Raw genomic sequence first — 26,823 nt, forward strand, 5'->3', positions numbered from 1 at the left:
CCGGTGTAGGAGCCTGCCGCACCTGCCTGTGCGGTGTAGCGGGCCGCACGGCGTGGGACGGAAGGCGTGCTTTGGCTTTACAAAAGCCGCAGCGCGAGATCAGAGCTGCCGGCTGCGTGCCAGAGGCGGGTTCTGGGCGAAATAGCGCTGGATGCCGCGCATCAGCGCATCGGCTAGGTTCTCCTGGTAGTCGACACGGCGAAGGTTGGCTTCTTCTTCCGGGTTGCTGATGAAGGCGGTCTCCACCAGCACGCTCGGGATGTCCGGCGCCTTCAGCACCGCGAAGCCGGCCTGTTCGACCTGCCCCTTGTGCAGCCGCGCACCGATGCCCTTGATCTCGCCGAGCATTGCGCCGCCGAGCTTCAGGCTGTCGTTGATCTGCGCGGTCGTGCTCATGTCGAGCAGCGCGCGCTGTACCTGTGCCTCGTGATTGCCGACGTTCACGCCGCCAACCTTGTCGGCGTCGTTTTCCTTGTTGGCGAGCCAGCGCGCCGCGCTGCTCGACGCGCCGCTCTGGCTCAGCGCGAACACGCTGGCGCCGCGCGCGGCGGGCGTGGTGAAGGCATCGGCATGGATGCTCACGAACAGGTCGGCCTGCACACGCCGCGCCTTCTGCACGCGCACGCCCAGCGGCACGAAGAAGTCGGCGTCGCGCGTGAGAAACGCGCGCATCGGGCTGCCGTTCACGCTGCTCGCGTTGATGCGCTCGCGCAGCCGGTGCGCCACCTGCAGCACGATGTCTTTCTCGCGCGTGCCGTTGGGGCCGATGGCGCCGGGGTCTTCGCCGCCGTGGCCGGGGTCGAGCGCCACGATGATGATGCGGTCGGTGCGGCTCGCCGTGGCGTCACCGCGTCCGGCGGCTACCGGCGGCGCGACGGGCCTGGCGGGTGCCGCGGCCACCGCAGGCGGCGGGGGAGTCAGGGGCACGGGCAGTCCCGTCGGGCGCTCGCTGCCGGTCACCACGGGCGGCGGCGGTGCGGGTGGGCCGGGACGCACCGCCTGCTGTGCCATCAGGTCGCCCAGCGGATCGACGGCCGGCGGGGCGGGGCGTGCCGGTGCGGGCGGTGCGCCGGCCACGGCTGCGGAGCTGTTGTTGCTGTTGCCGCCGCGGGGCGCATCGCGCAGGCGCTCGGCGATCAGCGCTTCCATCGGATCGACCGCCTGCTCGGGATACAGGTCGAGCACCAATCGGTGCTTGTATGCAGCCACGGGCGCGAGCGAGAACACCTGCGGCACCACGGCCTGCTTCAGGTCGAAAACGATGCGCACCACCTTCGGCGCGTTCTGGCCGACGCGCAGGCCGTTGATGTACGGGTCACCCGGCTTGATCTTGCCGACCAGTTCGCGCAGCTCGGGGCTGAGCTCGATGCCTTCGATGTCGACGGCCAGGCGCGGCGGGCTGCCGACCACGAGCTGCTGCGAACTGAGCCGCGCATCGGACTCGATGGTCACGCGCGTGTAGTCGGCCGCCGGCCAGACGCGCACCGCGAGGATGGTGGCGCCGCGTGCGATCTGGTGCACGCCGAGCATCAGCGCGATGCTGCCGCCCTGCAGCAGCACGCGCCGTTTCAGGCCGCGCCCCTTCATGCGGCGGTGCGCGCCAGCAGATCGCTGCCGCGAGGGGTGTTCGCGAGGAGGGTCACGCTGCGTGTGTCGTCGGTCATTGCTTCTATTTTAATAGCGAGGTCGGCAACTGGTGTGCGGCCCGCGGCGTTCTCCGGCCATTCGGCCAGCTTGAGGCCCGGCCCTGCGAAGATGTCGCGGAAGCCGGCGTCGTCCCATTCGCGCGGATCGGCGAAGCGGTAGAAGTCGAAATGGAAGATCTGCAGGCCGTCGGGCGCTTCGTGGGGCTCGACCACCGCGTAGGTGGGGCTCTTGATGCGGCCCGCGATGCCGAGCGCGCGCAGCAGGTGGCGTACGAAAGTGGTCTTGCCGGCGCCGAGGTCGCCTTGCAGCGCGATGAAGGCGTCGCGCAATGCGGGCGAAGCGGCCAGCGATCGCGCGAAGGCGTCGGTGTCGGCTTCGCTGCACCAGCGCAGGATGCGGGTGTTCTTGTGCGTTTCTACAATCGGCAAGTGATCGTCAGCCATCCACTCGTTGTTCGTATTCGGGCTTTGGCCCGGGAACTCGGATTCTCCCAAATCGGGATCGCGGGCGTCGATCTATCGAGCGCCGAGGACGGTCTGATGCAATGGCTGGCCCATGGGTTCCATGGCGAGATGCAATACATGGCAACACACGGCACGCGCCGTGCTCGTCCGGCCGAACTGGTGCCGGGCACGGTGAGCGTGATCACCGCGCGCATGGACTATCTGCCGCGCAGCACAGAGTCCGAGTGGCAGGCCATCGAGTTCGACCGCCTCACGCGGCCCGGCGAAGCCATCGTCTCGGTCTATGCGCGCGGCCGCGACTACCACAAGGTGCTGCGCAACCGCCTCGCAAAACTGGCCGAGCGCATCGCGCAAGAGGTCGGGCCTTTCGGCCACCGCGCCTTCACCGACTCGGCCCCCGTGCTCGAAGCCGAGCTGGCCTCGCGCAGCGGGCAGGGCTGGCGCGGCAAGCACACGCTGATACTGGACCGCAACGCGGGCTCGATGTTCTTCCTGGGCGAGATCTACGTCGACATGGAACTGCCGCCGAGCGAGCCCGTCACGGCGCACTGCGGCAGCTGCAGTGCCTGCATCGACATCTGCCCCACGCGAGCCATCGTCGCGCCGCAGCGGCTGGATGCGCGGCGCTGCATCTCGTATCTCACCATCGAGCACGGCGGGCCCATTCCGGTGGAGCTGCGCCCCCTGATGGGCAACCGCATCTACGGCTGCGACGACTGCCAGCTGATCTGCCCCTGGAACAAGTTCGCGAAGAAGAGCGAGCTGCCCGACTTCGATGCGCGCGAAGGGCTCACGGGACGCACGCTGGCCGAGCTCTTTGCGTGGACGGAAGAAGATTTTTTGCGCCGCACCGAGGGCAGTCCCATTCGCCGCATCGGGCATGAGCGCTGGCTGCGCAACATTGCCGTGGCACTGGGCAATGCGGCGAGAGCGGGCGAGGCCGGTGCGCTGGAGGCGCTGGCGACACGCGCCGGGCATTCGAGCGAACTCGTGCGCGAGCATGTTGCGTGGGGCCTGGCGCAGCAGGCCGCGGGCTGACACTTCAGGCCGGCAGGATCTCGCGCACGCGCTCCCACGGCCGGCACATCAGCGTGCCGCGCGGCGACACCACGATGGGCCGCTGCAGCAGGATCGGATGCTCGACGATGGCGTCGAACAGCTGGTCGTCGGTCCATTTCGGATCGGCCAGCTTCAGTTCTTCGTATGGCGCTTCCTTGGCGCGCAGCAGATCGCGCGCACCCATGTTCATCGCCTTCGCCAGCTCGCGCAGCTTCTTCTTCGATGGCGGCGTCTCCAGGTACAGCACGATCTCGGGCTCCACGCCACTTTCGCGGATCAGCGACAGCACGTTGCGCGAGGTGCTGCAGTTGGGCTTGTGATAGATCGTCATCGGATAGGCGGTGGTCGGTGTGCGTGCGGTCATGGGGTCGAAGGGGTCGTGGTGAAGGGAAAGCGCGCCGCCCAGAAGTCTGCCAGCCGGGGATCGGCATCCACGAGGCGAACCACCCGCGCCATGCGCGGCGCCACGCGGTAGAAGCGCGTGCGCTGCAGCGTCCAGCGCGACATCACGGTCACGTACAGGTCGAGCATGCTCAGCTTCTCGCCGAGCAGGTAGGGCGCGGGCTCGTCGATCTGCATGTCCATCAGGTGCCAGCAGTGCGCGATGCGCTCGGCGGTGCGTTCGAGCATCACGGCCTGCGCGGCCGGGTCGGGCGTGAGGCGCGTGGGTTCGTCGCGCACCCAGAACAGCGAATAGATGGACGCCGACAGGTAAACCATCCATCGCAGGTAGCGCGCGCGCAGCGGATCGCCGGGCGCGGGGCAGAGCCCGGCCTCGGGGTAGCGGTCGCCGAGCCAGATCAGGATGGCCGCGCTCTCGGTCATCAACTCGCCCGAAGGCAGCACGAGGGCGGGCACCTGCCGCATCGGATTGATGCTCGACATGCGTTCGCGCTCGGCCTCGCTTTCCCAGGGGGAGATTTCGACGGTTTCGACCTGCGCGCCGATCAGCGTCAGCGCGGCGTGTATGGGGGTGGCGCCCGAACCGGGCGCTCCGTAGAGGGTGTAGCGGTCTTCTCTGGGGGATGGTGATGAAGAACTCATCCCCCCAGATTACTGCAGGCTTGCGCCTGTTGTCACGCCGCCAGCAGCGCGTCGACCTTCTTCAGCCCTTCGAGCGTCTTGAAGCAGGCCTCGGCCACTTCCGTGCCCTTGACCGCGAAGTGGCGGTGGAAGTACTTGCGGTGCTCCACGTGCTCGTGGAAATGATGCGGCGTGAGCACGGCCGAGAAGATCGGCACGTCGGTTTCCAGTTGCAGCGACATCAGCGTGCTGACCACCGTGTTCGCCACGAACTCGTGGCGGTAGATGCCGCCGTCGACCACCAGCGCGCACCCGATGATGGCCGCGTACTTGCCCGAGCTGGCGAGCCGCTTGGCGTGCAGCGGGATCTCGAAGGCGCCCGGCACGTCGAAGATGTCGATGCGTTCGCGGGCCACGCCAAGGCGCGCCATTTCTTCGAGGAAGGCGTCGCGTGCCTGGTGGACGATGTCCGAATGCCATTGCGCTTCGACGAAGGCGATGCGCTCGCCGCGCGATGCATTCGACGCGGTGATGGCGGAAAGGGGAAGGTCGTTGATCTGACTCATGGTGTGCCTCTGAAAGCAGGTTTCCTGAATCAGGGCGCACGAAACCGCAAGGCAGGCCGCGCGCTCACGGCAGAACGCGCGGGCTCGCCCGCATTTCGCGCTCTCTTTCATCCGGACTGTGACCGTCGGCTTCGGAATCGCACCGAAATCTGCTGACCCCTAGGCCTGCTTGCGCAGCCTCGGGCGCTCGCGGGCTTGTGCGGTTTTTTACGCCGCCATCACCGCCGGTGGGGAATTGCACCCCGCCCTGAGAACGCTTGCCGTCCGGCGAACCGGACAACGGCGCGATTCTAGAAGCCCGTTGCCGCGCGCGGTTGTCGCCCGCGCGCCAGACCTTCGGGCATAAGGGGATTTTGTCCGGACTTAGCGCCCGGCCAGGAACTGCGTCATGCGGTGCAGTTCGTCGTCCAGCGCCGCGCGGAAGGCCGCGTCGCGTGGCTTCTTGCCGGCGTAGCCGAAAGCCGGCTGCAGCCGGCCCTCGGGCGCCGTCACGTTGGCCCAGCCGATCACTCGGTCGTGCACGAGCATCGGCAGCGCGTAGTAGCCGAACTGGCGCTTGGGCGCCGGCGTGTAGGCCTCGAACTTGTACGTCCAGTCCCAGAGCAACTCGAAGCGGCGGCGGTCCCATACGACGGGATCGAACGGCGCCAGCAGGCGCACCGCGTCGTCGGGGGCGTGCCGGCGCGAGACGGGGTTCTCGTCGGCGGGCCAGTACCACGTAGTGCCGTCGATGCGGCAGCTCGCGAGTTCTTCGCGGGCGATGCGCAGAGCCGCCTGCGTCTGCTGCGACAGGTGCGGCGCGCCATAGCCGAGCAGCCGCACGAGGTACGTCAGGCTCGCGGTCGGCAGCGGCGCGTACTTGCGCACCACCAGTTCGATCAGTGCGGCGGCGCGTTGGGCGCGGCCGGCGGGGCTGTCGTCGGCGGGCTGGTGCGTCACGGCTTCATAGACGCGCGTGCCGCTGTCGCGCCGCACCACGCGCAGCATGCCGCGGTAGTGCATCTCGTCGAGAAGGTGCGTGGTCGCGTTGCTGGAACCGCCCCAGTAGTTCTTGATGCGGCCGTGTGCAAAGTGCTGTTCCACCTGCCGCGGGTGCACGGGGCCGTGTTCCCGCACGTAGGCGAGCACATCGGCTGCCTTGCGCCGCGTGTCGGTGTCCCATGCGCGCTTGGCTTCGCGCGGATGCATCAGTGCCAGGTGCTCGCGCGGCAGGAAGCCGTAGTTGACGAGGCAGTCTTCCTCGATGGCGAGCCGCGTGTAGCGGTTCTCGAGATCGCCTGCGCGGTAGTCCTTCACGCGATGGCGCAGGGTGAGGTCTTGCGCGCGCGCCGGTGCGCGGATCGGATCGGCCTGCACGAAGCCGAGCCGGCGGATCGCGCCCGGCAGCGTGGTCGGCTTGAACAGGGTGCGCGCTATTGCGTATCGGCGCAGGTCGTCGAGGGTCGTGGCAGCCATGGGCGAATTGCAGCACAGGTGGCTGCTGTTCGCGAGGTGTTCAGGGCGCGCTCACGCCGACGGGGTGCCTTGCTCCGCGAATGTCCTCCGGCCTTCGGCCTCCCCCTTTATTTCGCTGCGCAAGGCACCCCGCCGGCGTGAGCGTTCAGCAGAGCGGTTGGACTGCCGGCGCTAGCGGAGCAGAACCCGAGCGCCTAGACGGCCCGCTTGTGCCGCTGGATGCAAACATCCAGCGTCTCTTCGCCGGCCCGTTGCCACCAATCGAGGTTCGAAAAGATCTCGACCTCGCTGAACCCAGCGAAACCCGCGTCCTCCACCCAGCCGCGGATCTTCTTCAGTTCGACCACGCCATCGCCCATCATCCCGCGGTCGGAGAGCAGGTCGCGCGTGGGCGTGAGCCAGTCGCAGACGTGGTAAGCCAGCAACCGTTCGCGGCCGGCGCGGGCGATCTGCTGCTGCAGCTTCGGGTCCCACCACACGTGGTAGATGTCCAGGGCCACGCCGAGCATGCCGGTCTTGCCCGCATCGAGTTCGTCGCACAGGTCGAGCGCGTGTTCCAGCGTGTTGATGCACGCGCGGTCGGCCGCCTGCATCGGGTGCAGGGGCTCGATGGCCAGCGGCATGCCGACTTCGCGGGCGTATTCGAGCGAGGCTGCGATGCCGTCGTGCACCTCGCCGCGCGCGCGGCCGATGTCCTTGTAGGCGGCCTTGCCTTCGAGCGCACCGGGCAACGCGCCGACCACGAGTACGAGGCAGGGTGCACCGAGCGTCTTCGCTTCGTCGATGGCGCGGCGGTTGTCGTCGAGCGCAGCTTTCAGGCCTGCAGCGTCGGGTGCGGGAAAGAAGCCGCCCCGGCAGTAGCCCGACAGGCCGATGCCGTGCGCTTTCAGCTGCTTGGCCACCTTGTCGAGCCCGACAGCCGTCACCTGGTCACGCCAGGGGCTGATGGCGCGGATGCCGCGTTCGGCGCACTGGTCGATGATTCGGTCGAGCGGCACCTCGAAGCCCGACTGCTTGCGGATGGTGGCGGTGTTGATCGACAGCCAGTCGTGGTTCTGCGAGAAATCGCGCATGGCCTTGCTCATCCTTCCACGCCGTGCAGTGCCAGCAGCGTCTTCATGCGCCGAACGGCCAGCTCGGGTTGCTCCAGCAGGTTCGCCGCATCGGCCAGCCTGAACAGTTCGGCGAAGTGCTGCAGCGAACGCGTGCTCTGCTGGCCGCCCACCATCGTGAAGTGCTTCTGGTGGCCGTTGAGCCAGGCCATGAATACCACGCCGGTCTTGTAGAAGCGCGTGGGCGCCGCGAAGATGTGGCGGGACAGCGGCACCGTGGGGCCGAGGATCGCGTGGAACTTCTCGGTGCGGCCCTGGGCCAGTGCGCCCAGCGCGGCGCTCGCGGCGGGAGCGATGGCGTCGAAGATGCCAAGCAGTGCGTCGCTCTGGCCGTGCGTCGGCTCATTTCCGAACCCGTCGCCCGCAATCAGCTCGGCGTAGTTGAAATCGTCGCCCGTGTACATGCGAACGCCCTGGGGCAGCCGCCGGCGCATCGCGATTTCCTTGTCCTTGTCGAGCAGCGAGATCTTGATGCCGTCGACCTTGCCTGGATGCGCCGCGATGATGCCCACGGCGGTGTCCATCGCTGCATCGACATCCTTCGTGCCCCAATAGCCGGCCAGCGCCGGGTCGAACATGTCGCCGAGCCAGTGCAGCACCACCGGCTGCTTCGCCTGGCGCAGGATGCGGTCGTACACGCGCTCGTAGTCGGCCGGGCTCTTGGCCACGCGGGCCAGCGCTCGGCTGGCCATCACGATGAGCTTGCCGCCGAGCGCCTCGATGGCGGCCATCTGCTCTTCGTAGCCGCGGATCACGTCGTCGGCGCTCTTCACGTCGTCGATGTTGAGGTGGTCGGTGCCGCAACCCGAAGCGACCAGCGCGCCCGGCACGTCCTTCGCGGCATCGAGCGAGCGTCGGATCAGCTCCAGCGAGGTCGGCCAGTCGAGCCCCATGCCGCGCTGCGCGGTGTCCATGGCCTCGGCCACGCCCAGGCCCAGCGAGAACAGGTGGCGGCGGTAGGCGATGGTGGTGTCCCAGTCGACCGCGCACTGCAGCCATGGGTCGATGGCCGCGAGCGGGTCGGCTACGACGTGCGCGGCCGAGTAGGCGATGCGGTTGAACTTGACGCACGCATCGGGCTTGACCGGTGCGCTGCCGCGCAGGGCGTAGGGCGCGAGGGTGCCGCTCGCGGTGGGGAGGGTGAGCGAAAGCGCCATGCCTGCCTCAGACTTTCAGCGCGGGCACGTCGACCCAGCGGCGGTCCTTCCACGACTCTAGTGCGGCCTCGACCAGCTGCACGCCCTTGGCGCCTTCGGGCAGCGTCCATTTGTAGGGCTCGTTCTCGACCACGTGGCGAATGAAGTGCTCCCACTGGATCTTGAAGCCGTTGTCGTAGACCTGCGAATCCGGAATCTCCTGCCACTGGTCGAAGAAGTTCATGGTCTGCTTCTCGTCGGGGTTCCACACCGGGCGCGGCGTGGCGACGCGGCTCTGCGCGCGGCAGCTCGACAAGCCCGCGACGGCGGAGCCATCGGTGCCGTCCACATGGAAGGTCACGAGGTCGTCGCGGCGCACGCGCGTCGCCCAGCTCATGTTGATCTGCGCGATCACCGGCTCGCCATTGTGGCCCTTGAGTTCGCAGGTGGCATAGGCGGCATCGTCGGCGGTGGCTTCGTAGGGTTTGCCGGCTTCGTCCCAGCGCTTCGGGATGTGAGTGGTACCCAGGCAGCTCACCGACTTCACTTCGCCGAACAGGTTGTCCAGCACGTAGCGCCAGTGGCACATCATGTCCAGGATCATCCCGCCGCCGTCTTCCTTGCGGTAGTTCCAGCTCGGGCGCTGGATGGGCTGCAGGTCGCCCTCGAACACCCAGTAGCCGAACTCCAGGCGCACGCTGAGCATGCGGCCGAAGAAGCCGGCGCGGCGCAGCATGTCGAGCTTGCGCAGGCCCGGGAGAAAGAGCTTGTCCTGCACCGCGCCATGCTTCAAGCCGGATCCTTCGGCCAGGCGCGCGATCTCAACGGCTTCGTTCAGGTTGGTGGCGATCGGCTTCTCGCAGTACACGTGCTTCCCGGCGCGGATGGCCTTGGCCAACAGCATGGGGCGCATCTGCGTGGTGCCGGCATCGAAGAAGAGGGTGTCGTCCTTGTTCTCGAGCGCCTTGTCGAGATCGGTGCCCCAGCGCGCGATGTCGTGGGCCTTGGCAAGCGCTTCCATCTTCTCGGCGTTGCGGCCGATGAGGATCGGGTCGGGCATGACCTTGTCGCCGTTCGACAGCGTCACGCCGCCTTGCGCGCGAATGGCGCAGATCGAGCGGATCAGGTGCTGGTTCATGCCCATGCGGCCGGTGACGCCGTGCATGATGATTCCTAGACGTTGGGTGGCCATCGTTTTCTTCCTTGAGATGCGAGAGAGATTGAGAAGTTGGCTTCAGTAGACGGAACGCATGGCGTCCCAGGAGATGCCGGCGCCGGGTCTGCCGGTGGCGAAGCCGGGCGCGGTGGTAAGCGAGGACAGGTCGAGCTGGCCCTCGCGGATGGCGAGGCGCACAGCGCCGTCGCTCAGTTCGTACAGGCCCGGGTGGGCGCGCAGCAGGGCCTGCTGTTCGGCTTCAGGCGCCGCGGCCAGGCCGTTGACATAGTGGTGGCCGTTGCGCTCGACGTGCGACAGCCCGAGCCATGCGACCAGTGCCAGGTCTTGCTGCACGCCCAGGCCGGCCTGCATGGTCAAGTCTTCGCCTGAGAGAAAGTAGCGTGCGGCGTCATCGGTCGAGTTCCACTGCGCGCAGCGCGCCGCGTTGACGACCGACTTGTAGAAACCCTTGCAACTCTTGCTCGACACCCCGGTGTAGCCCAGCGCGCGGGCCTGCACGAAGGCATCGAGCGTGGCGTCCGATTCGTCGATGAGCAGCGCAATGCGCTTGCCCAGCGCGGACACGTCGCGCTGCAGCGCCGCGTCGCGGCGGATCGGCTGTTCGACGAAGACCGTCTTCTGCGCGAGCTTCCAGAGCACGGGCGTGGACAGCATGCGGTCCAGGAAGGTGGCGAACGCATCGGCGTCGGCGTATTGCTCGTTGCCATCGAGCGTCACCAACTGCGCGTGCTCGTCGATGACGTGGGCGATGCGTTGGAGGCGCGCGATGTCCTGTGCGGTGTTGCCGCACAGCTTGAGCTTGAAGTGCGTGAGGCCGTAGCGGCGCACGGCGGCTTCGAGAGTCCTCGGAAGGCCGTCGGCGGGGGCGTCCGGCAGGGCGTCGTAGTCGTCGATGGCATCGGCCAGGCCCACCGTATGGCGTGCCGCGATGCGAGTGCGCGGCGATTGCTTCGCCAGGAAGGCCGACATGTCGAAGCCGGTGAGGTCATCCGCGAGGCCGCTGCCTGCGATGTCGAGGCCGCAGAGGTTGCCGCTCATGGCCGTCGCGAAGCTCACGCCACTGCGCAGGCACAGCGCGTCGAGCAGGGCGCGGTCGATCAGTGCAGGGCCGTAGCTGGCCACCAGCGGTTGCAGGCCCTTGGCCTTGGCGCGCGCCTGCAGCGCCGCGTAGTTCGATGCGAAGTGTGTCCACGCGGTTTGCGCATCGGGCTCGGCGATATAGGCCTCGCGCGCATCGCGCAGCGCAAAGCGCAGTTGCTCGAAGTTCTGTTCGTTGGTGAGCGCCGGGTTCTTGTCGAACCACTTGGGCACCATCATCTCGGCGGCGCAGCCCTCGGCCGTGCGGCCGTTTGAAAAGCGGATGCGGGCTTTCACATAGACCTGCGGGCAGGCCGTGACGGTCGCCGCACCGAAGCGGAACGGCAGCCGCAGCGCCACGTCGCGCTCGGCAAAGCGGATCTCCTCGACATGAAAACGGATTGCATCCATGGCCGGCGCCTTCAGTGGTCCAGGATGCCTTGCGAGAAGAAATGCGCGCGCACCAGCTTCGTGTACGCGCCGAACTCGGCTGAGCCCATCATGTCGAGCGTGCGGGGGCGCGGCAGGTCGATGTCGTAAACAGCGGCAATCGAACCTGGCCGCTCGCTCATCACGATCACGCGGTCCGACAGGAAGATCGCCTCGGGGATGCTGTGGGTGATCAGCATCACCGTCTTCTTCGACGCCATCCAGATGCGCTGCAGCTCAAGGTTCATCTTCTCGCGCGTCATCGCGTCGAGCGCACCGAAGGGCTCGTCCATCAGCAGCACCGACGGGTCGTGTAGCAGCGCGCGGCAGATCGAGGCGCGTTGCTGCATGCCGCCCGAGAGCTGCCAGGGGTACTTGCCCTCGAAGCCCTTGAGGCCAGCCATTTCCATCAGCTCGCGTGCGCGGGCTTGCGAGGCCGCCTTGGGCAGGTGGCGCATCTCGGCCTGCAGCAGGATGTTGTCTTCCACGCTGCGCCAGGGCAGCAGCACCGCGCTCTGGAACACGATGCCCACGTCCTTCTGCGGCCCCTTGATCGGCTTGCCCGCCAGCGTGAGCTCGCCGCCGCTGATGGGCAGCAGGCCCGCCACCATCTTCAGCAGCGTGCTCTTGCCGCAGCCCGAGGGGCCGACGACGGAGATGAACTCGCCTTCCTTGACGGAGAAGGCTAGAGGCCTGAGCGACTCGACCGGGCCGTCCTTGCTTTGGTAGGTCTTCGAGACGCCGCGCGCCTCGATCAGGACATCAGTGGACATGGAGAGTAGTTAAAGGACGGAAGCGGACGAGGCGGCGGGATGCTGAGGTCTTTTCGGGGAACACCGCGGAACCGGCTTTGCCGGGCCGCAGGTGTTGCCCCCGGTAGGGGGGAAGGAGAAGCGACACGAAGTGCGTGGAGCCTGGGGGCGAGCCTGCTTACGGCAGGAAGTCGAGGGTCACGTAGTCCTCAGGCTTGCCGCGCGTCGACGGATCCATGCCGCCGTACTGCACCAGCAGGTCGAGCGAGTCGTTCACGTTCTTCATCGCGACGCGGAATGGGCGCTGGTTGGCCGTTTCCTTCGTGTGATAGAGCGCCACGCTCTGCTTCATGCCCACGATCAGCGTGTCGCGCACGCCTGCTTTAGGGTTGGCCTTGAGCATCGCATCGACAGCGGCTTCGGGGCTCTTCTCGGCGGCTTCGGCGGCCTTGGTCGAGGCGCGCATGAAGCGCTTCACGAGGTCGGGGTTCTCGGTCAGAAGGTTCTTGTTGGCGATGATTCCGGAGCTGATCTGGTTCACGCCGGAGTCGGCAAAGCGGATCGGCGTCACGGGCTTGCCGGTGGCGTCCTGCAGCTTGATCGCCTGGTCCATCACGTAGCCCAGCAGCAGGTCGGCCTGGCCGTTGGTCACCGCATTGAGCTTGGTCTGGGCGTCCCCCGAGACGATCTTCACCTGGTCCGGCGAGATGTTGTTGACCTTGAGGAACAGCGGCCACATCTGGGACATCGAATCGCCGGGCGTGACGGCCACGGTCTTGCCGACGATGTCCTTCGGCACCCTGATGTTCTTCTCGGTGAAGCCCATGACCGACATCGGGCTCACCTGGAACAGCACGCCGGTCGACTTCAGCGGCGCGCCCTTGGCGGCGGCCTTGATCATGGTCGTGACGTCGATGTAGCCGAAGGTGGCCGACTTGGCGGCCACCGCCTGCGCGGTGACGGCGGAGCCGCGGCCCTCCTGGATCTCGAGGTCGATGCCTTCGTCGGCGTAGAAGCCCTTTTCCCTGCCGAGGAAGAAGGGCGCGTGCTCGCTGTAGAGGTACCAGTTGAGCATCAGCGTGACCTTGTCCTTGGGCTTGTCGGCCTGCGCGTGGGCGGGAGCGATAGCGAAGGTGACGAGCGCTGCGGCGGCGAGCAGCGAGGGAAGCAGCTTCTTCATGGTCTTGTCTCCGGGAGTTGTTGGCTTGGCGAAGGAACTCATTGGGCGTGGCGCTGCGAGGCGTGCCACGGAATCATCACGCGCTCGATGAGGTCGACGGCGACGAAAAGAATCACGCCGATGCTCGACAGCACGACCAGCGCGGCGAACATCAGCGGCAGGTCGAAGTTGCCGTTGGCCACCTGCAGCACGTAGCCGATGCCCGAGTTGGAGCCGACGAACTCGCCGACCACCGCACCCACCACGGCCAGCGTGACCGACACCTTCAGGCCGCTGAAGATCGCGGGCATGGCTTGCGGCAGGCTGATCTTGAAGAAGGTCTGCAGGCGGCTCGCGCCCATCGAGCGGGCCAGGTCGAGCATGTCGGGCTCGACCGACTTGAAGCCCATCACCGTGGACACCACCACCGGGAAGAAGCCCAGCAGGAAGGCGCTGATCACCTTCGGGAAGATGCCGAAGCCGAACCACACCACGAACAGCGGCGCGATCGCCACCTTGGGGATGCTCTGCGAGAACACCAGCAGCGGGTACACGTACGACTCGACGACGCGCGAGTAGGCGATGACCATCGCGATCGGAATGCCGATCAGGATCGTCAGGCCGAAGCCGCCGAGCGTGGCGAGCGTGGTCTTCCAGCTCTCGCCGAGCAGGCGCGGCCATTCGACGACGAGCTGCTTCACGACCTCCCACGGCGGCGGGATCAGGTAGGCCGGAATCCTGAAGAGGCGGATTGCCAGGTCCCACAGCACCAGCAGCAACAGGATCAGGATGAAAGGACGCAGGGCCGGAGAGAGCAGGAGCTTGCGGAACATGGCGGGTACCGAGGCGTGCGTGCGCGTCTACTGCTGCGCCGACAGGCCGGCAGCTTTCACGAGCTGCGCGTTGCTGGCGATTTCCTCCTTGATGTAGGCGTCGAACTGCTCGGGCTTGAGCGTCCATGCATCGGCGCCGAGCTTGGCGAAGCGCTCCTTCACCTCGGGCGAGGCCAGCGCCTTCGCCACTTCGGCGTTCAGCCGCTCGACGATGTCGCGCGGGGTCCTGGCGGGCGCCATCATTCCGATCCAGAAGTTGAATTCGGAGCCGGGCACGCCGGCTTCGGTGGTCGTGGGCACGTCGGGCAGGGCTGCGGCGCGCTTGGGCGAACCGACGGCCAGCGCCAGCAGCTGGCCTTCCTTGATCTGGCCGATGACCGGTGCGATGGGCGAGAAGTAATAGTCGACGCGGCCCGAGAGCACCTCGGTGACGGCCTCGCCCGATCCCTTGAAGGGGATGTTGGTGGCGTCTATCTTCGCGGCCATCTTGAATTTCTCGGCGTTCAGGTGCGTGGCGCTGCCTTGGCCGGCAGAGGCGAAGTTCATGCTGCCGGGCTTGGCGCGCGCGGCGGCAAGCAGCTGCGGCAGCGTCTTGATGTTCTTCGTGGGCGAGATGACCAGCGCGTTGGGCAGCGACGAGATGGGGGTGACGCCTGCGAAGTCGTGCAGCGTGTCGAAGGGCAGCTTGGCGAAGGTCGAGGGGCTCACCGTATGCGACGACGAGTGGATCATCACTGTGTAGCCGTCGGGCGCGGCCGTGGCCACCGCCTGCTGGCCGATGGTGCCGCTCGCGCCGCCTCGGTTGTCAATGACCAGCGCCTGGCCCATGCTGAGGCTCATCTTGTCGGCGATGGCACGCGCAATGATGTCGGTGGTGCTGCCGGCCGCGAAGGGCACGACCACTCGGATCGGCTTGCTGGGGTAGGCGCCCTGCGCGGAGGCCACGCACGGCAGCAGGGCAAGGACGCAGGTCAGCGAGGCAAGGAACTTCATGGAATGTCTCCGCGCGGTCGGGCCGTCTTCTCGAATCGATCAATTCACCATTGAGTGAATTATTCATTGTAGAAACGGCTGCGCCGCAGCGTCAACGGCTGCTGCCTAGTGAATACCCGGGGTGTGCGAAAGTGCGCTGAGGCTCAGTGCAGGACGTAGCCCAGCACGAGGTCGGTCATGTGCGAGAGGCGTTGCGCCATTGCCTTGGGTGCGCGCAGGTCGCGCCCGAAGATGGCCGACAGCGTGTGGTTGTTCGAGAGATAGAAGTAGCAGAGCGACGCGATGGAGATGTACAGCTGCACCGGGTCCACGCCGGCGCGGAACAGCTTGTCGCGGCGGCCGCGCTCGAGCACCGTGTCGAGCAGCTGCACCAGTGGCGAGTTCATTTCCTGGATGCGTTCGGAGCGTTTCAGGTGTGCCGCGCAGTGCAGGTTCTCGCTGTTGAGCAGCGTGATGAACTCGGGGTGCTCGAGGTAGTAGTGCCAGGTGAACGACACCAGCTGGCGGATGGCCTCGACCGGCTCGATCTCGTCGAGGTGCAGGCGCTGCTCGGCCGCGCGGATGTCGGCGTAGACGCGCTCCAGCACCGCGAGGAACAGATCGTCCTTGCTGCCGAAGTAGTAGTAGATGAGGCGCTTGTTGAGGCCTGCGCGCTCGGCGATGCTGTCCATGCGCGCACCGGCAAGGCCGCGCTCCGCGAACTCGTCGCGTGCGGACGCGAGGATGGCGAGCTGCGAACGGTCTGCGTCGCGCGAGCGGGGCTCGAGCGCTTCGGGCGTGGGTTCCTTGGGGGCCTTCATGGCGAGAATTTAACCAATTGGTGAATTAACGCAAGGCGCCTGGAGTGGGCACAGAGAATTGCCGAAGACATTGCAGCTGAGGTTCTACTTCTCATGAGTACATCACAACCCGCGGGCCACCTGATCGTCGAGTGCCGGGTCGGATCCCGCGCTCGGCGAAGCAGCGGCACTCGCAGGGCCGAGCGCGGGCGCTGCAGGCGAAAAAAAAGCCCGCAGAGCGGGCTTTTTGATTCAGGAGCGCGAAGCTCCCGAGCGCTTACTTGACGTGCTTGCCGATCAGCGCGGCCAGCTCGAACATCGACACTTGCGGCTTGCCGAAGATTTCCTTCAGCTTGGCGTCGGCGTTGATGTTGCGCTTGTTGGCCTTGTCTTGCAGGTTGTTCTTCTTGATGTAGTCCCACAGCTTGCTCACCACAGCGGTGCGCGGCAGAGGCGTCGAACCGACCACAGCGGCCAGGGCCGGGCTGGGGGTCAGGGCCTTCATGAACGCAGCGTTGGGGGTGCGCTTCTTGGCGGGAGCGGCCTTCTTTGCAGGAGCCTTCTTCGCCGGAGCAGCCTTCTTTGCAGGAGCAGCCTTCTTGGCGGGTGCCGCTGCCTTCTTGGCCGGAGCGGCCTTCTTTGCAGGAGCCGCAGCCTTCTTCGCGGGAGCGGCCTTCTTTGCCGGAGCTTTCTTGGCCGGAGCCTTCTTTGCAGTTGCCATGGTTGATTTCCTTTTTTGGTTGAACGTTCACCAATGAAAAACTTGCGTCTCCAGTGGCAATGCGGATGCTAAATGAGAAGAAACGCGTTTCCAAGGGAAAAAGCGCTTTTTTCATTGGGAGCTGTTGTTTTTTCAGAGGGGAGAAGCGCGCTTTTTCACGTTCGGCGACCGGGCCACGTTGCAAGCACCACGCCCACGAGCGCGATCACGAACGCAACCAGCTGTGGCGAAGAGAGGCTTTCACCCAGTACGAGCACGCCCACGAGGGCCGCGCTCACGGGCAGCATCACGGCGAAAACGCCCGCCTGTGCGGCTGGTACGTGGCGAAGTCCGGTCATCCAGAGCCACACCGTCCAGATGCTCGCGGCAAGCGCGTAGGCCACGAGCAGCGCCCAGGTGCCGAAGCGCACCGAGGTGAAGTCGAACTGCAGCGCGAACCAGATGCCGAAGGGCATCGAGAGCACGAAGCCCCAGAGATTGATGAGCGAGGCGATGCGCTTGGGCCCCAGCCGCCCCGTGAGCGACTTGCCGATCACCGCATACGCCGTCTCGCACAGCACCGCGCAGAACACCAGCAGGTTGCCGAGCCAGGGCATGGACGATTGCGTGGAGGCGGGCGATGCCTGCGCGTGCGCTGGCGACAACGCGAGCAGGCCGATGCCGAGCGCGGCGCAGCCGATGGCCAGGCCGATGCGCACGGTGATGCGTTCGCGCAGGAAGAGCCAGCTCGCGACGGCCACGCATGCGGGGATCGACGCCATGATCACGCCCGCGGACACAGCACTCGTCAGGCTTACGCCGAACAGCATGCAGATCGAGAACATGAAGTTGCCGAGGAAGGACTCGAGGAACACCAGCCAGCGCGTGCGCGCCGCCATCGGTGGCTCGTCGGTCGCGCGCTTGAGCCAATGCGGCATGGCCAGCGCGGCGATGCCGAAGCGCAGCCAAGCAAGCAGCAGCACCGGAAAGGCCGCAACAAGGGGTTTGGAAAGGGCGACGTAGCCGCCGACGAGCGACATGCTCAAGGCCAGGCAGCCGTAGGCCACGAGGCGGCCTGATGCAGGGGTAGCGGAGTTCAATAGACTGAAGCCATGTAATTGCGGAGAAAGCGATTTCGATGATGCCCCACGTTTTTGTCTACGGCACGCTGCGCCGCGGCGGGCGCAACGACATCGCGCGCTACCGGCCCGCGCCGGTGTGGATCGGCGAGGCGGGCATCGCCGGCACGCTGTACGACCTGGGCGCCTATCCGGGCGTCGTGCTGGGTGGGACGCGGCGTGTGAGGGGCGAGGTCTACGTCATCGAGCCCGCCGTCGAGGCGGCGCTCGATGTGCTCGAAGAGGTGGCTGCCGACGGCTCGGGTGAGTACATCAAACGACAGGTGCGGGTGGAGGTTGGCAGCCATTGGTTCGACTGCCTGGTCTACGAGATCCATCCAGCGCGCATCGCGGGCCGTCGTGTGATCGAAAGCGGCGACTGGATCGCACATGCGGCGCGCGGCGATGCCTGGTTTTCACAACCGAAAGACTGATTGCGCATAGCGAAATCCACGACTGTTGCGCTGCAATATTTTTTCTCAATATGAGAAAAATAATTTTGCATTGAGAAATATCTCCATAAGTTGTTGATTTTGTTTGATGAAAAATATGTCTTATATAAGACATAAGAGTCTGCGATTCGATTAAAGTAACTCCACGGCCGCAGCGCCAAACTTCAATCAACCTCACGGAGTGACCATGCCCCAGACCCTCACAGAACAACTGAGCCGCGAACAGCAGATCGCCGCCCTCGAAAAAGAATGGGCCACCGACCCCCGCTGGAAGGGTGTCAAGCGCGGCTACAGCGCGGCAGACGTCGTGCGCCTGCGCGGTTCCTTCCCCATCGAGCACACGCTGGCCAAGCGCGGTGCCGAGAAACTCTGGGACAAGATCAACGGCGGCGCCAAGAAGGGCTACGTGAACGCGTTCGGCGCTATCTCCGCCGGCCAGGCGATGCAGCAGGCCAAGGCCGGCCTGGAGGCCGTGTACCTGTCGGGCTGGCAGGTCGCCGCCGACGGCAACACGTCGGAGACGATGTACCCCGACCAGTCGCTCTATGCGTACGACTCGGTGCCGACGATGGTCCGTCGCATCAACAACACCTTCCGCCGCGCGGACGAAATCCAGTGGGGCCGCGGCATCAACCCCGGCGACAAGGAATTCATCGACTACTTCCTGCCCATCGTTGCCGACGCGGAAGCCGGTTTCGGCGGTGTGCTCAACGCCTTCGAACTCATGAAGAACATGATTGCCTCGGGCGCGGCCGGCGTGCACTTCGAAGACCAGCTGGCCGCCGTGAAGAAGTGCGGCCACATGGGTGGCAAGGTGCTCGTGCCGACACAGGAAGCCTGCGAGAAGCTGATCTCGGCACGCTTTGCCGCCGACGTCATGGGCGTGCCCACCATCGTGCTGGCCCGCACCGACGCGGAAGCCGCGAACCTGATCACCTCCGACCACGACGCCAATGACAAGCCCTTCCTGACGGGCGAGCGCACGCAGGAAGGCTTCTACCGCGTGAAGAACGGCCTGGAGCAAGCCATCAGCCGCGGCGTGGCCTACGCGCCCTACGCCGACCTGGTGTGGTGCGAAACCGGCGTGCCGGACATCGGCTTCGCCCGCGAATTCGCACAGGCGGTGCACGCTGCCTGCCCTGGCAAGCTGCTGTCGTACAACTGCTCGCCTTCCTTCAACTGGAAGAAGAACCTCGACGACAAGCAGATCGCCTCGTTCCAGGAAGACCTGTCGGAGCTGGGCTACAAGTACCAGTTCATCACGCTGGCCGGCATCCACGTCAACTGGTTCAACACCTTCCAGTTCGCCCACGCCTATGCCCGCGGCGAAGGCATGAAGCACTACGTCAACATGGTGCAGGAACCCGAGTTCGCCGCGCGCGACAAGGGCTACACCTTCGTGTCGCACCAGCAGGAAGTGGGCGCGGGTTACTTCGACGACGTGACCACCGTGATCCAGGGCGGCTCGTCCAGCGTGAAGGCGCTGTCGGGTTCGACCGAGGAAGAGCAGTTCCACTGATCCGCGGACGCGGTTTTCGCTGTCACTCTCGAGCCCGGCCACGCGCCGGGCTTTTTTATGGGCAACCCGACGAGGCGCCGGGGCTCCACGGCGCCGCGGCCGCAGCTTGAACGGGCAGAAGTTAGAATCCGCGCCTCTGCACTCAACAAGAGCGAGAAAGGCATCTTGGTTATGACACCGCGAACTACTCCGCAAGGATTCAGCGGCTTTTTCTTCTTCGAAGGAAAAGGCCGGTAGCCCCGCGCTCGCTGGTTTCCGCCAGCTCTTCAACCAGGCAAAGCGCGGCATCCACCGCGCTTTTTTGTTTTTCTCCCGAGGTTTCCACATGATCCAGATCACGCTCCCCGACAACTCGCGCCGCGAGTTCCCCGGCCCGGTTTCGGTGGCCGAAGTCGCCCAGTCCATCGGCGCCGGGCTCGCCAAGATGACGGTGGCCGGCAAGATCGACGGCCGGCTGGTCGATGCCAGCGACGTCATCGACCACGACGCCAGGCTGCAGATCATCACGCCCAAGGACGACGAGGGCCTGGAGATCATCCGCCACTCGACGGCCCACCTGGTCGGCCACGCGGTGAAGCAGCTCTATCCGACGGCCAAGATGGTGATCGGGCCCGTGATCGACGAGGGCTTCTACTACGACATCTCCTACGAGCGCCCCTTCACGCCCGAGGACATGGCCGCCATCGAGGCGCGCATGCGCGAGCTGATCGCGCAGGACTACGACGTGATCAAGAAGATGACGCCCCGCGCCGAAGTCATCGAGGTCTTCAAGTCGCGCGGCGAAGACTACAAGCTGCGCCTCGTCGAGGACATGCCCGACGAGCAGGCCATGGGCCTGTACTACCACCAGGAATACGTCGACATGTGCCGCGGCCCGCACGTGCCGAACACGCGCTTCCTGAAGGTCTTCAAGCTCACGAAGCTGGCCGGCGCCTACTGGCGCGGTGACGCCAAAAACGAGCAGCTGCAGCGCATCTACGGCACGGCCTGGGCCGACAAGAAGCAGCTCGACCAGTACATCCAGCGCATCGAGGAAGCCGAGAAGCGCGACCACCGCAAGCTTGGCAAGGAACTCGACCTGTTCCACATCGACGAAGTAGCGCCGGGCGTGGTGTTCTGGCACCCCAAGGGCTGGGCCGTGTGGCAACAGGTCGAGCAGTACATGCGCGGCATCTACCGCGACACGGGCTACTGGGAAGTGAAGGGTCCGCAGATCCTCGACAAAAGCCTGTGGGAGAAAACGGGCCACTGGCAGAACTACCGCGACAACATGTTCACGACGGAGTCGGAAAAGCGCGAATACGCGCTCAAGCCGATGAACTGCCCGGGCCATGTGCTGATCTTCAAGAGCGACCTGCGCAGCTACCGCGACCTGCCGCTGCGCTACGGCGAGTTTGGCCAGTGCCACCGCAACGAGCCCAGCGGCGCGCTGCACGGCATCATGCGCGTGCGCGGCTTCACGCAGGACGACGGCCACATCTTCTGCACGGAAGACCAGATCCTCGACGAGTGCATCGCGTACACGGAGCAGCTGCAGAAGGTCTATGCCGACTTCGGCTTCACGGACATCCTCTACAAGGTGGCCACGCGGCCCGACAACCGCGTGGGCTCCGACGAGCTGTGGGACAAGGCCGAGCATGCGGTGATGGAGGCGCTGCGCCGTTCGGGCGTCGACTTCATCATCTCGCCGGGCGATGGTGCCTTCTACGGCCCGAAGATCGAATACACGTTGAAGGACGCGCTGGGTCGCCAGTGGCAGTGCGGCACGATGCAGGTCGACTTCAACACGGCCGAGCGCCTGGGCGGCGAGTACGTGACGGAATCGAGCGGCCGCGCGCACCCCGTGATGCTGCATCGCGCCATCGTCGGCAGCCTTGAGCGCTTCATCGGCATGCTGATCGAACACCATGCCGGCGCACTGCCCGCATGGCTCGCTCCGGTGCAGGTGGCGGTGCTCAACATCAGCGAAGGGCAGGCCGACTACGCTGCTTCAGTGGCGAAAACGCTGCAGAATCAAGGGCTTAGGGTCCAGCTGGATCTGCACAACGAGAAGATTACGTATAAAATACGGAAGCATTCGTTGCAAAAGCTCCCTTACATCCTCGTCGTGGGCGACAAGGAAAAGGAAGCAGGTGCCGTCGCAGTGCGCGCCCGGGGCAATCAAGACCTCGGAGCAATGTCCCTCGAATCGTTCGTGCAACGGCTCGTCCAGGACGTTGCCGACAAGCGTTGATTTGCCTCTGAAACACCCCATATGTTTCCTAGCCAGATCGTGCCGCTTGTCCGCGAGGACTGACCGGCGTTCGCTACAGATTTTGTAGCAATTTTTGAAGGATTCTGACCATCGCTACTGCATTTCGCGACCGCCGCCACCGCGAGGAACGCCAACACCGCCTGAACCGGGAAATCATGGCCCCGGAAGTCCGCCTTGTAGGCCCGGAAAACGAGCCATTGGGTGTTATGAGCCTCTCGGAGGCCTTGCGCCTCGCCGGCGAGGCCGATGTGGATCTGGTGGAGGTCGTCGCGGCGGCCAACCCGCCGGTATGTCGCCTGATCGAGTACGGCAAGTTCAAGTACCACGAGCAGAAGAAGGCGGCCGAGGCGAAGTCCAAGCAGAAGGTCATCGAGGTCAAGGAAATCAAGTTCCGACCCGGTACCGACGATGGCGACTACAACATCAAGATGCGCAACATCAAGCGCTTTCTTGAGGACGGCGACAAATGCAAGATCACGCTGCGCTTCCGCGGCCGCGAGATCACGCACCAGGAGCTGGGTCTGGCATTGCTGCAGCGCATTCGCGACGAACTGGGCGACCTGATCATGGTCGAGCAGTTCCCGAAGCTCGAAGGCCGGCAGATGATCATGATGATCGCGCCGGGCCGCAAGAAGGCCGGCGGCGGGGTTTCCAAGCCGGCAGCAGACGCTGCGCCGGCAACGGCGCCGGCTGCAACTGCCTGAGGCGTTTGCAGCAGTCAGGGTTTTGAAGGGATTTCGCCGTTGCCGGCACTTTGAAAGAAGAGCGGGCAGGGGCGAGATAAAGAAGTGTCTCGGGGCCAACAAGTCCGTGGAGCATCCATGGCGCCTCACGAGCACAAACTAAAGGAGCATTCACATGCCCAAAATGAAGACCAAGAGCAGCGCGAAAAAACGTTTCCGCGTTCGTCCCGGTGGCACCGTCAAGCGCGGTCAAGCCTTCAAGCGTCACATCTTGACGAAGAAGACCACCAAGAACAAGCGTCACCTCCGTGGTGCAGTCGCAGTGCATGAGACCAACATGGTTTCTGTCGCCGCCATGCTGCCCGGCCGTGGCATTTAACTCAGACGAACAAGGAGTACACACATGCCTCGCGTCAAACGTGGTGTAACGGCTCGCGCCCGCCACAAGAAAGTTCTCGCACTCGCCAAGGGTTTCCGCGGTCGCCGCGGCAATGTCTTCCGCGTCGCCAAACAGGCGGTGATGAAGGCAGGCCAATACGCCTACCGTGACCGTCGTACCAAGAAGCGCGTGTTCCGTCAGCTGTGGATCGCGCGTATCAACGCCGCCTCGCGTGAACTGGGCCTGACCTACAGCCAGTTCGCCAACGGCATCCGCAAGGCCGGTATCGAGATCGACCGCAAGATGCTTGCGGACATCGCCGTGCACGACAAGGCCGCTTTTGCCGGCATCGTGGAGCAGGTCAAGGCCAAGCTGGCTGCTTGATTTTGCACAGCAGGTTGCCGTCTCCGGACGGCTTCTTGCGCCCACGGCTCAAGGGCTGGCGCTTGAAAAGGCTCCAGCTCTTTTTTATTTCCCCTCGAAGATTTTTGTTGCTATGAACGAGTTGGACTCCCTGGTAGCCACCGCAGGCGCCGCCTTTGCCCAGGCGAAGACACCTGCAGAGCTCGAAAACGCCAAGGCCCAGTTCCTCGGCAAGTCAGGCCGCATCACCGAGCTGATGAAGGGCATGGCCGCGCTGAGTGTCGAAGAGAAGAAGTCCCGCGGCGCCGCGATCAACGTGGGCAAGCAGTCCATCGAGGCCGCGCTGACCGAGCGCCGCCAGCAATTGGCCGACGAAGAACTCTCGCTGCAACTGCGCGCCGAAGCGCTCGACGTGAGCCTGCCCGGCCGTCGCCGCATTTCCGGCGGACTGCATCCCGTGAGCCGCACCCTGGAGCGCATCGAGGAGATCTTCTCGAGCATGGGCTTCGACGTGGCCGACGGCCCCGAAATCGAGAGCGACTGGCACAGCTTCACTTCGCTCAACAACCCGCCGAATCATCCTGCACGTTCGATGCAGGACACCTTCTACGTCGACCTGAATGGCGACGACGGCATTCCCTACAACCTGCGTCCGCACACCAGCCCGATGCAGGTTCGCTACGCGCATCAGCACATCAAGAAGTACGCGGCCGAATTCGCCGCTGCTGCAGCCGACACCACCGGCACCGTGAAGGCGCCCGAGATCCGCGTGATCGCGCCGGGCCGCACCTATCGCGTCGACAGCGATGCCACCCACTCGCCCATGTTCCACCAGTGCGAAGGCCTGTGGCTCGGCGAGAACGTGAGCTTCAAGGACCTGAAGGTCGTCTTCACCGACTTCTGCCGCACCTTCTTCGAGCGCGATGACCTCGTGCTGCGCTTCCGCCCGAGCTTCTTCCCGTTCACCGAACCGAGCGCCGAGATCGACATCCAGTTCGCGAGCGGCCCGCTGGCCGGCCGCTGGCTCGAGGTGGCGGGCTCGGGCCAGGTGCATCCGAACGTGGTGCGCAACATGGGGCTCGACCCCGAGCGATACATCGGCTTCGCCTTCGGCATGGGCCCCGACCGGCTCACCATGCTGCGCTACGGCGTGAACGACCTGCGCCTGTTCTTCGACGGCGACCTGCGTTTCCTCTCGCAGTTCCAGTGAGCCCCTCCACAGATAGAAAAACCAGATCGAGATCGAAGAGATGCAATTCCCGGAATCCTGGCTGCGCGAGTTCTGCAACCCGCCCATCGACAGTGCCGCACTGGCCGAAACGCTCACCATGGGCGGCTTCGAGGTCGAGGAGCGCCGACCGGTGGCGCCGCCTTTCACGCGCATCGTGGTCGGCGAGATCAAGGAAGCGGTGCAGCACCCCAACGCCGATCGCCTGCGCGTGTGCCAGGTCGACGCGGGGCAGGGCGCCTTGCTCAACATCGTGTGCGGCGCGCCGAATGCGCGCGTCGGCATCAAGGTGCCGTGCGCGCTGGTCGGTGCCGAACTGCCGCCGGGCGAAGACGGCAAGCCATTTCTCATCAAGCTGGGCAAGCTGCGCGGCGTCGAGAGCCAGGGCATGCTGTGCTCGGCGCGCGAACTGAAGCTGAGCGAAGACCACGGCGGTCTGCTTGAACTCGCTGCCGATGCGCCCATCGGCGCCGACGTGCGCGACGTACTCAAGCTGGACGACGCGTTGCTCACCCTGAAGCTCACGCCGAACCTGGCGCACGGCCTCAGCGTGTACGGCGTGGCGCGCGAACTCGCCGCACTCACCGGCGCACCGCTGAAGACGCCGGCCATCGCGGCCGTGGCCACGTCGTTCTCTGATGTGCTGCCCGTCAAGGTCGAGGCGCCCGACCTGTGCGGCCGCTTCTCGGGCCGCATCGTGCGCGGCGTGAACACCAAGGTCGCCACGCCGGCATGGATGGTCGAGCGCCTCGCGCGCTGCGGCCAACGCAGTGTGACGCCGCTGGTCGACATCTCGAACTACGTGATGTTCGAGTACGGCCAGCCCAGCCACATCTTCGACCTCGACAAGATCCACGGCGGCCTCACGGTGCGCTGGGGCAAGGCGGGCGAACAGCTCAAGCTGCTCAATGGCAACACCATCACCGTCGACGACAAGGTCGGTGTGATCGCCGACGACCGTGAAGTCGAATCGCTCGCCGGCATCATGGGCGGGGACGCCACTTCGGTCTCCGACGACACGCGCAACATCTACGTCGAAGCCGCGTTCTGGTGGCCGGAGGCGGTGCAGGGCCGCTCGCGCCGCTTCAACTTCTCGACCGACGCGGGTCACCGCTACGAGCGCGGTGTCGATCCGAGCCGCACGGTGCAGATCATCGAGCGCATCACGCAGCTGATCATTGAAATCTGCGGCGGCGAGGCTGGCAGGATGGACGACCAGACGCTGCGCGTGCCCGAGGCCGTGCCCGTCACGCTGCGCGTGGCGCGCGCCTCGCGCGTGATCGGCATGCCGCTGACGCAAGCGCAATGCGCCGACGCGCTGAATCGCCTCGGCTTCGCGATCACCGAAGGCGAGGGCACGTTGACTGTGACCCCGCCGCCGCACCGCTTCGACCTGCTGATCGAAGAAGACCTGATCGAAGAGGTCGCGCGCCTGATCGGCTTCAACAACCTGCCGACCATCGCACCGCTCGCGCCCATCACCGCCCGCGTGCGGCCCGAGGCGCAGCGCAGCCGCTTCGCGGTGCGCCGCAGCGTTGCAGCGCTGGGTTACCAGGAAACCATCAACTTCAGCTTTGTCGAAGCGCACTGGGAGCAGGACCTGGCGGGCAACGCCAACCCGATCAAGCTGCTGAACCCCATCGCCAGCCAGATGAGCGTGATGCGCTCGTCGCTGCTCGGCTCGCTGCTGCAGGTGCTCAAGTTCAACCTCGATCGCAAGGCGCCGCGCGTGCGCGTGTTCGAGCTGGGCCGCGTGTTCATGCGCGACGACAGCGTCGTCACCACCGACAGCACCGTGCGCGGCGTGAATCAGCCGATGCGCGTGGCGGGCCTCGCCTGGGGCGATGCCGACGAGGCGCGCTGGGACGGCAAGCCGAACCGCGTCGACTTCTACGACGTCAAGGGCGACGTCGAGGCACTGCTTGCACCGCTCGTGCCGGTCTTCGAAGTGGCTGAGCATCCTGCGCTGCACCCGGGCCGTTCGGCACGTGTGCTGGTCGATGGCAAGGCCATCGGCTTCGTTGGTGAACTGCATCCGCGCTGGCGCCAGAAGTGGGACTTCGCCCAGGCGCCAGTGCTGTTCGAACTCGACCTCGACGCCGTCACTGCACGCCCCGTGCCGGTTGCGCAGCCCGTGCCGAAGCACCAGGCCGTGGAGCGCGACCTCGCCGTCGTCGTGGCCGAAGCCGTCACGCACGATGCACTGGTACAGGCCATTCGCACGGCAACAGCCGCACAGGGTCTGCTGCGCGACGTGACGCTGTTCGACATCTATCGTCCGCAGCCATTGCGCGATGGTGCCGTGGCTGCGCCCGGTGCACTGGCCCAAGGAGAGAAGAGCATGGCGGTTCGCCTGACCTTCCAGAACGACGGCGCCACCTTGACGGACGAGCAGGTCGAACCTGCGGTCCGCGCAATCGTCGAACAATTGGGCGCCACGCTCGGCGGCCGCTTGAGGGGATGACG

Annotated in this window: 26 protein-coding genes and 1 riboswitch; of the genes, 9 read left to right on the top strand and 17 right to left on the bottom strand. The window is 65.6% G+C overall.

Annotation, left to right across the window (positions count from 1 at the left end):
- Window positions 1-99: 99 nt before the first annotated feature.
- Entirely contained in the window at window positions 100-1,587 is a 1,488-nt protein-coding gene (locus AC1DFC_RS03540; RefSeq protein WP_007836571.1) for an N-acetylmuramoyl-L-alanine amidase, read from the bottom strand.
- The gene (gene tsaE, locus AC1DFC_RS03545; protein ID WP_007836569.1) at window positions 1,584-2,090 is read right to left on the bottom strand and encodes a tRNA (adenosine(37)-N6)-threonylcarbamoyltransferase complex ATPase subunit type 1 TsaE; all 507 of its coding nucleotides are present in this window, start codon (window positions 2,088-2,090) and stop codon (window positions 1,584-1,586) included. The genes AC1DFC_RS03540 and tsaE overlap by 4 nt, the downstream gene beginning before the upstream one ends.
- Here tsaE and queG point away from each other — a divergent pair.
- Complete coding sequence (gene queG / locus AC1DFC_RS03550) at window positions 2,076-3,149, top strand: tRNA epoxyqueuosine(34) reductase QueG (RefSeq protein WP_042673949.1); 1,074 nt, start codon at window positions 2,076-2,078, stop codon at window positions 3,147-3,149. The genes tsaE and queG overlap by 15 nt on opposite strands.
- Before the next feature lie 4 nt (window positions 3,150-3,153).
- Here the strand turns inward: queG and arsC are convergent, their stop codons facing one another.
- From arsC to AC1DFC_RS03625, 15 genes are all read right to left on the bottom strand, one after another.
- Window positions 3,154-3,534 (bottom strand): arsenate reductase (glutaredoxin), encoded by a 381-nt coding sequence (arsC, locus tag AC1DFC_RS03555; RefSeq protein ID WP_056511244.1) that lies wholly within the window; start codon window positions 3,532-3,534, stop codon window positions 3,154-3,156.
- Window positions 3,531-4,214 carry a glutathione S-transferase family protein gene (locus AC1DFC_RS03560; protein WP_478178680.1) on the bottom strand — a complete coding sequence of 228 codons (684 nt, stop codon included), beginning with the start codon at window positions 4,212-4,214 and terminating at the stop codon, window positions 3,531-3,533. Before AC1DFC_RS03560 ends, arsC begins: the two co-directional genes overlap by 4 nt.
- Before the next feature lie 32 nt (window positions 4,215-4,246).
- Window positions 4,247-4,759 carry a 6,7-dimethyl-8-ribityllumazine synthase gene (locus tag AC1DFC_RS03565; protein ID WP_007836561.1) on the bottom strand — a complete coding sequence of 171 codons (513 nt, stop codon included), beginning with the start codon at window positions 4,757-4,759 and terminating at the stop codon, window positions 4,247-4,249.
- A gap of 95 nt (window positions 4,760-4,854) precedes the next feature.
- A riboswitch (FMN riboswitch) is annotated at window positions 4,855-5,018 on the bottom strand.
- A gap of 104 nt (window positions 5,019-5,122) precedes the next feature.
- Complete coding sequence (locus AC1DFC_RS03570) at window positions 5,123-6,214, bottom strand: DNA glycosylase AlkZ-like family protein (RefSeq protein WP_007836559.1); 1,092 nt, start codon at window positions 6,212-6,214, stop codon at window positions 5,123-5,125.
- A gap of 194 nt (window positions 6,215-6,408) precedes the next feature.
- The gene (locus tag AC1DFC_RS03575) at window positions 6,409-7,287 is read right to left on the bottom strand and encodes a sugar phosphate isomerase/epimerase family protein (protein ID WP_413336078.1); all 879 of its coding nucleotides are present in this window, start codon (window positions 7,285-7,287) and stop codon (window positions 6,409-6,411) included.
- 8 nt (window positions 7,288-7,295) lie between these two features.
- Window positions 7,296-8,483, bottom strand: a complete 1,188-nt coding sequence (locus tag AC1DFC_RS03580; RefSeq protein WP_478178681.1) for a dihydrodipicolinate synthase family protein — start codon at window positions 8,481-8,483, stop codon at window positions 7,296-7,298.
- 7 nt (window positions 8,484-8,490) lie between these two features.
- Entirely contained in the window at window positions 8,491-9,654 is a 1,164-nt protein-coding gene (locus AC1DFC_RS03585; RefSeq protein ID WP_478178682.1) for a Gfo/Idh/MocA family protein, read from the bottom strand.
- A 42-nt stretch (window positions 9,655-9,696) separates the two neighbouring features.
- Window positions 9,697-11,127 (bottom strand): enolase C-terminal domain-like protein, encoded by a 1,431-nt coding sequence (locus tag AC1DFC_RS03590; RefSeq protein ID WP_413336075.1) that lies wholly within the window; start codon window positions 11,125-11,127, stop codon window positions 9,697-9,699.
- Between the two features lie 11 nt (window positions 11,128-11,138).
- A complete protein-coding gene (locus AC1DFC_RS03595; protein ID WP_413336074.1) occupies window positions 11,139-11,918 on the bottom strand; it encodes an ABC transporter ATP-binding protein in 780 nt (259 codons plus the stop codon).
- Window positions 11,919-12,075: 157 nt separating this feature from the next.
- Window positions 12,076-13,077 carry an ABC transporter substrate-binding protein gene (locus AC1DFC_RS03600; RefSeq protein ID WP_007832482.1) on the bottom strand — a complete coding sequence of 334 codons (1,002 nt, stop codon included), beginning with the start codon at window positions 13,075-13,077 and terminating at the stop codon, window positions 12,076-12,078.
- Window positions 13,078-13,115: 38 nt separating this feature from the next.
- Window positions 13,116-13,889 (bottom strand): ABC transporter permease, encoded by a 774-nt coding sequence (locus AC1DFC_RS03605; RefSeq protein WP_413336071.1) that lies wholly within the window; start codon window positions 13,887-13,889, stop codon window positions 13,116-13,118.
- Between the two features lie 27 nt (window positions 13,890-13,916).
- On the bottom strand, window positions 13,917-14,882 hold the full coding sequence (locus AC1DFC_RS03610; RefSeq protein WP_413336069.1) for a tripartite tricarboxylate transporter substrate binding protein: 966 nt from the start codon (window positions 14,880-14,882) through the stop codon (window positions 13,917-13,919).
- Window positions 14,883-15,025: 143 nt separating this feature from the next.
- Window positions 15,026-15,682 (bottom strand): TetR/AcrR family transcriptional regulator, encoded by a 657-nt coding sequence (locus tag AC1DFC_RS03615; protein WP_007832485.1) that lies wholly within the window; start codon window positions 15,680-15,682, stop codon window positions 15,026-15,028.
- Between the two features lie 256 nt (window positions 15,683-15,938).
- Window positions 15,939-16,382, bottom strand: a complete 444-nt coding sequence (locus AC1DFC_RS03620; protein ID WP_007832487.1) for an SWIB/MDM2 domain-containing protein — start codon at window positions 16,380-16,382, stop codon at window positions 15,939-15,941.
- Between the two features lie 155 nt (window positions 16,383-16,537).
- Complete coding sequence (locus AC1DFC_RS03625) at window positions 16,538-17,461, bottom strand: DMT family transporter (protein ID WP_042673253.1); 924 nt, start codon at window positions 17,459-17,461, stop codon at window positions 16,538-16,540.
- A gap of 38 nt (window positions 17,462-17,499) precedes the next feature.
- On the opposite strand from AC1DFC_RS03625, the gene AC1DFC_RS03630 reads away from it, so the two are divergent.
- The 8 genes from AC1DFC_RS03630 (at window position 17,500) to pheT (ending at window position 26,821) form a co-directional block, all read left to right on the top strand.
- Window positions 17,500-17,913: a gamma-glutamylcyclotransferase family protein gene (locus AC1DFC_RS03630; RefSeq protein ID WP_413336067.1), complete on the top strand. Its 414-nt coding sequence runs from the start codon at window positions 17,500-17,502 to the stop codon at window positions 17,911-17,913.
- 205 nt (window positions 17,914-18,118) lie between these two features.
- Window positions 18,119-19,450 (top strand): isocitrate lyase, encoded by a 1,332-nt coding sequence (gene aceA, locus AC1DFC_RS03635; protein WP_007832492.1) that lies wholly within the window; start codon window positions 18,119-18,121, stop codon window positions 19,448-19,450.
- Window positions 19,451-19,775: 325 nt separating this feature from the next.
- Entirely contained in the window at window positions 19,776-21,683 is a 1,908-nt protein-coding gene (thrS, locus tag AC1DFC_RS03640) for a threonine--tRNA ligase (protein ID WP_007832494.1), read from the top strand.
- A gap of 101 nt (window positions 21,684-21,784) precedes the next feature.
- The gene (gene infC, locus AC1DFC_RS03645; RefSeq protein WP_081502643.1) at window positions 21,785-22,408 is read left to right on the top strand and encodes a translation initiation factor IF-3; all 624 of its coding nucleotides are present in this window, start codon (window positions 21,785-21,787) and stop codon (window positions 22,406-22,408) included.
- Between the two features lie 154 nt (window positions 22,409-22,562).
- Entirely contained in the window at window positions 22,563-22,766 is a 204-nt protein-coding gene (rpmI, locus tag AC1DFC_RS03650) for a 50S ribosomal protein L35 (protein ID WP_007832497.1), read from the top strand.
- A 24-nt stretch (window positions 22,767-22,790) separates the two neighbouring features.
- Window positions 22,791-23,150 carry a 50S ribosomal protein L20 gene (gene rplT, locus AC1DFC_RS03655; RefSeq protein WP_007832499.1) on the top strand — a complete coding sequence of 120 codons (360 nt, stop codon included), beginning with the start codon at window positions 22,791-22,793 and terminating at the stop codon, window positions 23,148-23,150.
- Window positions 23,151-23,262: 112 nt separating this feature from the next.
- Complete coding sequence (gene pheS, locus AC1DFC_RS03660; RefSeq protein ID WP_007832500.1) at window positions 23,263-24,339, top strand: phenylalanine--tRNA ligase subunit alpha; 1,077 nt, start codon at window positions 23,263-23,265, stop codon at window positions 24,337-24,339.
- Window positions 24,340-24,379: 40 nt separating this feature from the next.
- The gene (gene pheT, locus AC1DFC_RS03665; RefSeq protein WP_007832501.1) at window positions 24,380-26,821 is read left to right on the top strand and encodes a phenylalanine--tRNA ligase subunit beta; all 2,442 of its coding nucleotides are present in this window, start codon (window positions 24,380-24,382) and stop codon (window positions 26,819-26,821) included.
- The last annotated feature ends 2 nt before the right edge of the window (window positions 26,822-26,823 follow it).

The sequence above is a fragment of the Variovorax sp. 10L421 genome (assembly GCF_056395365.1).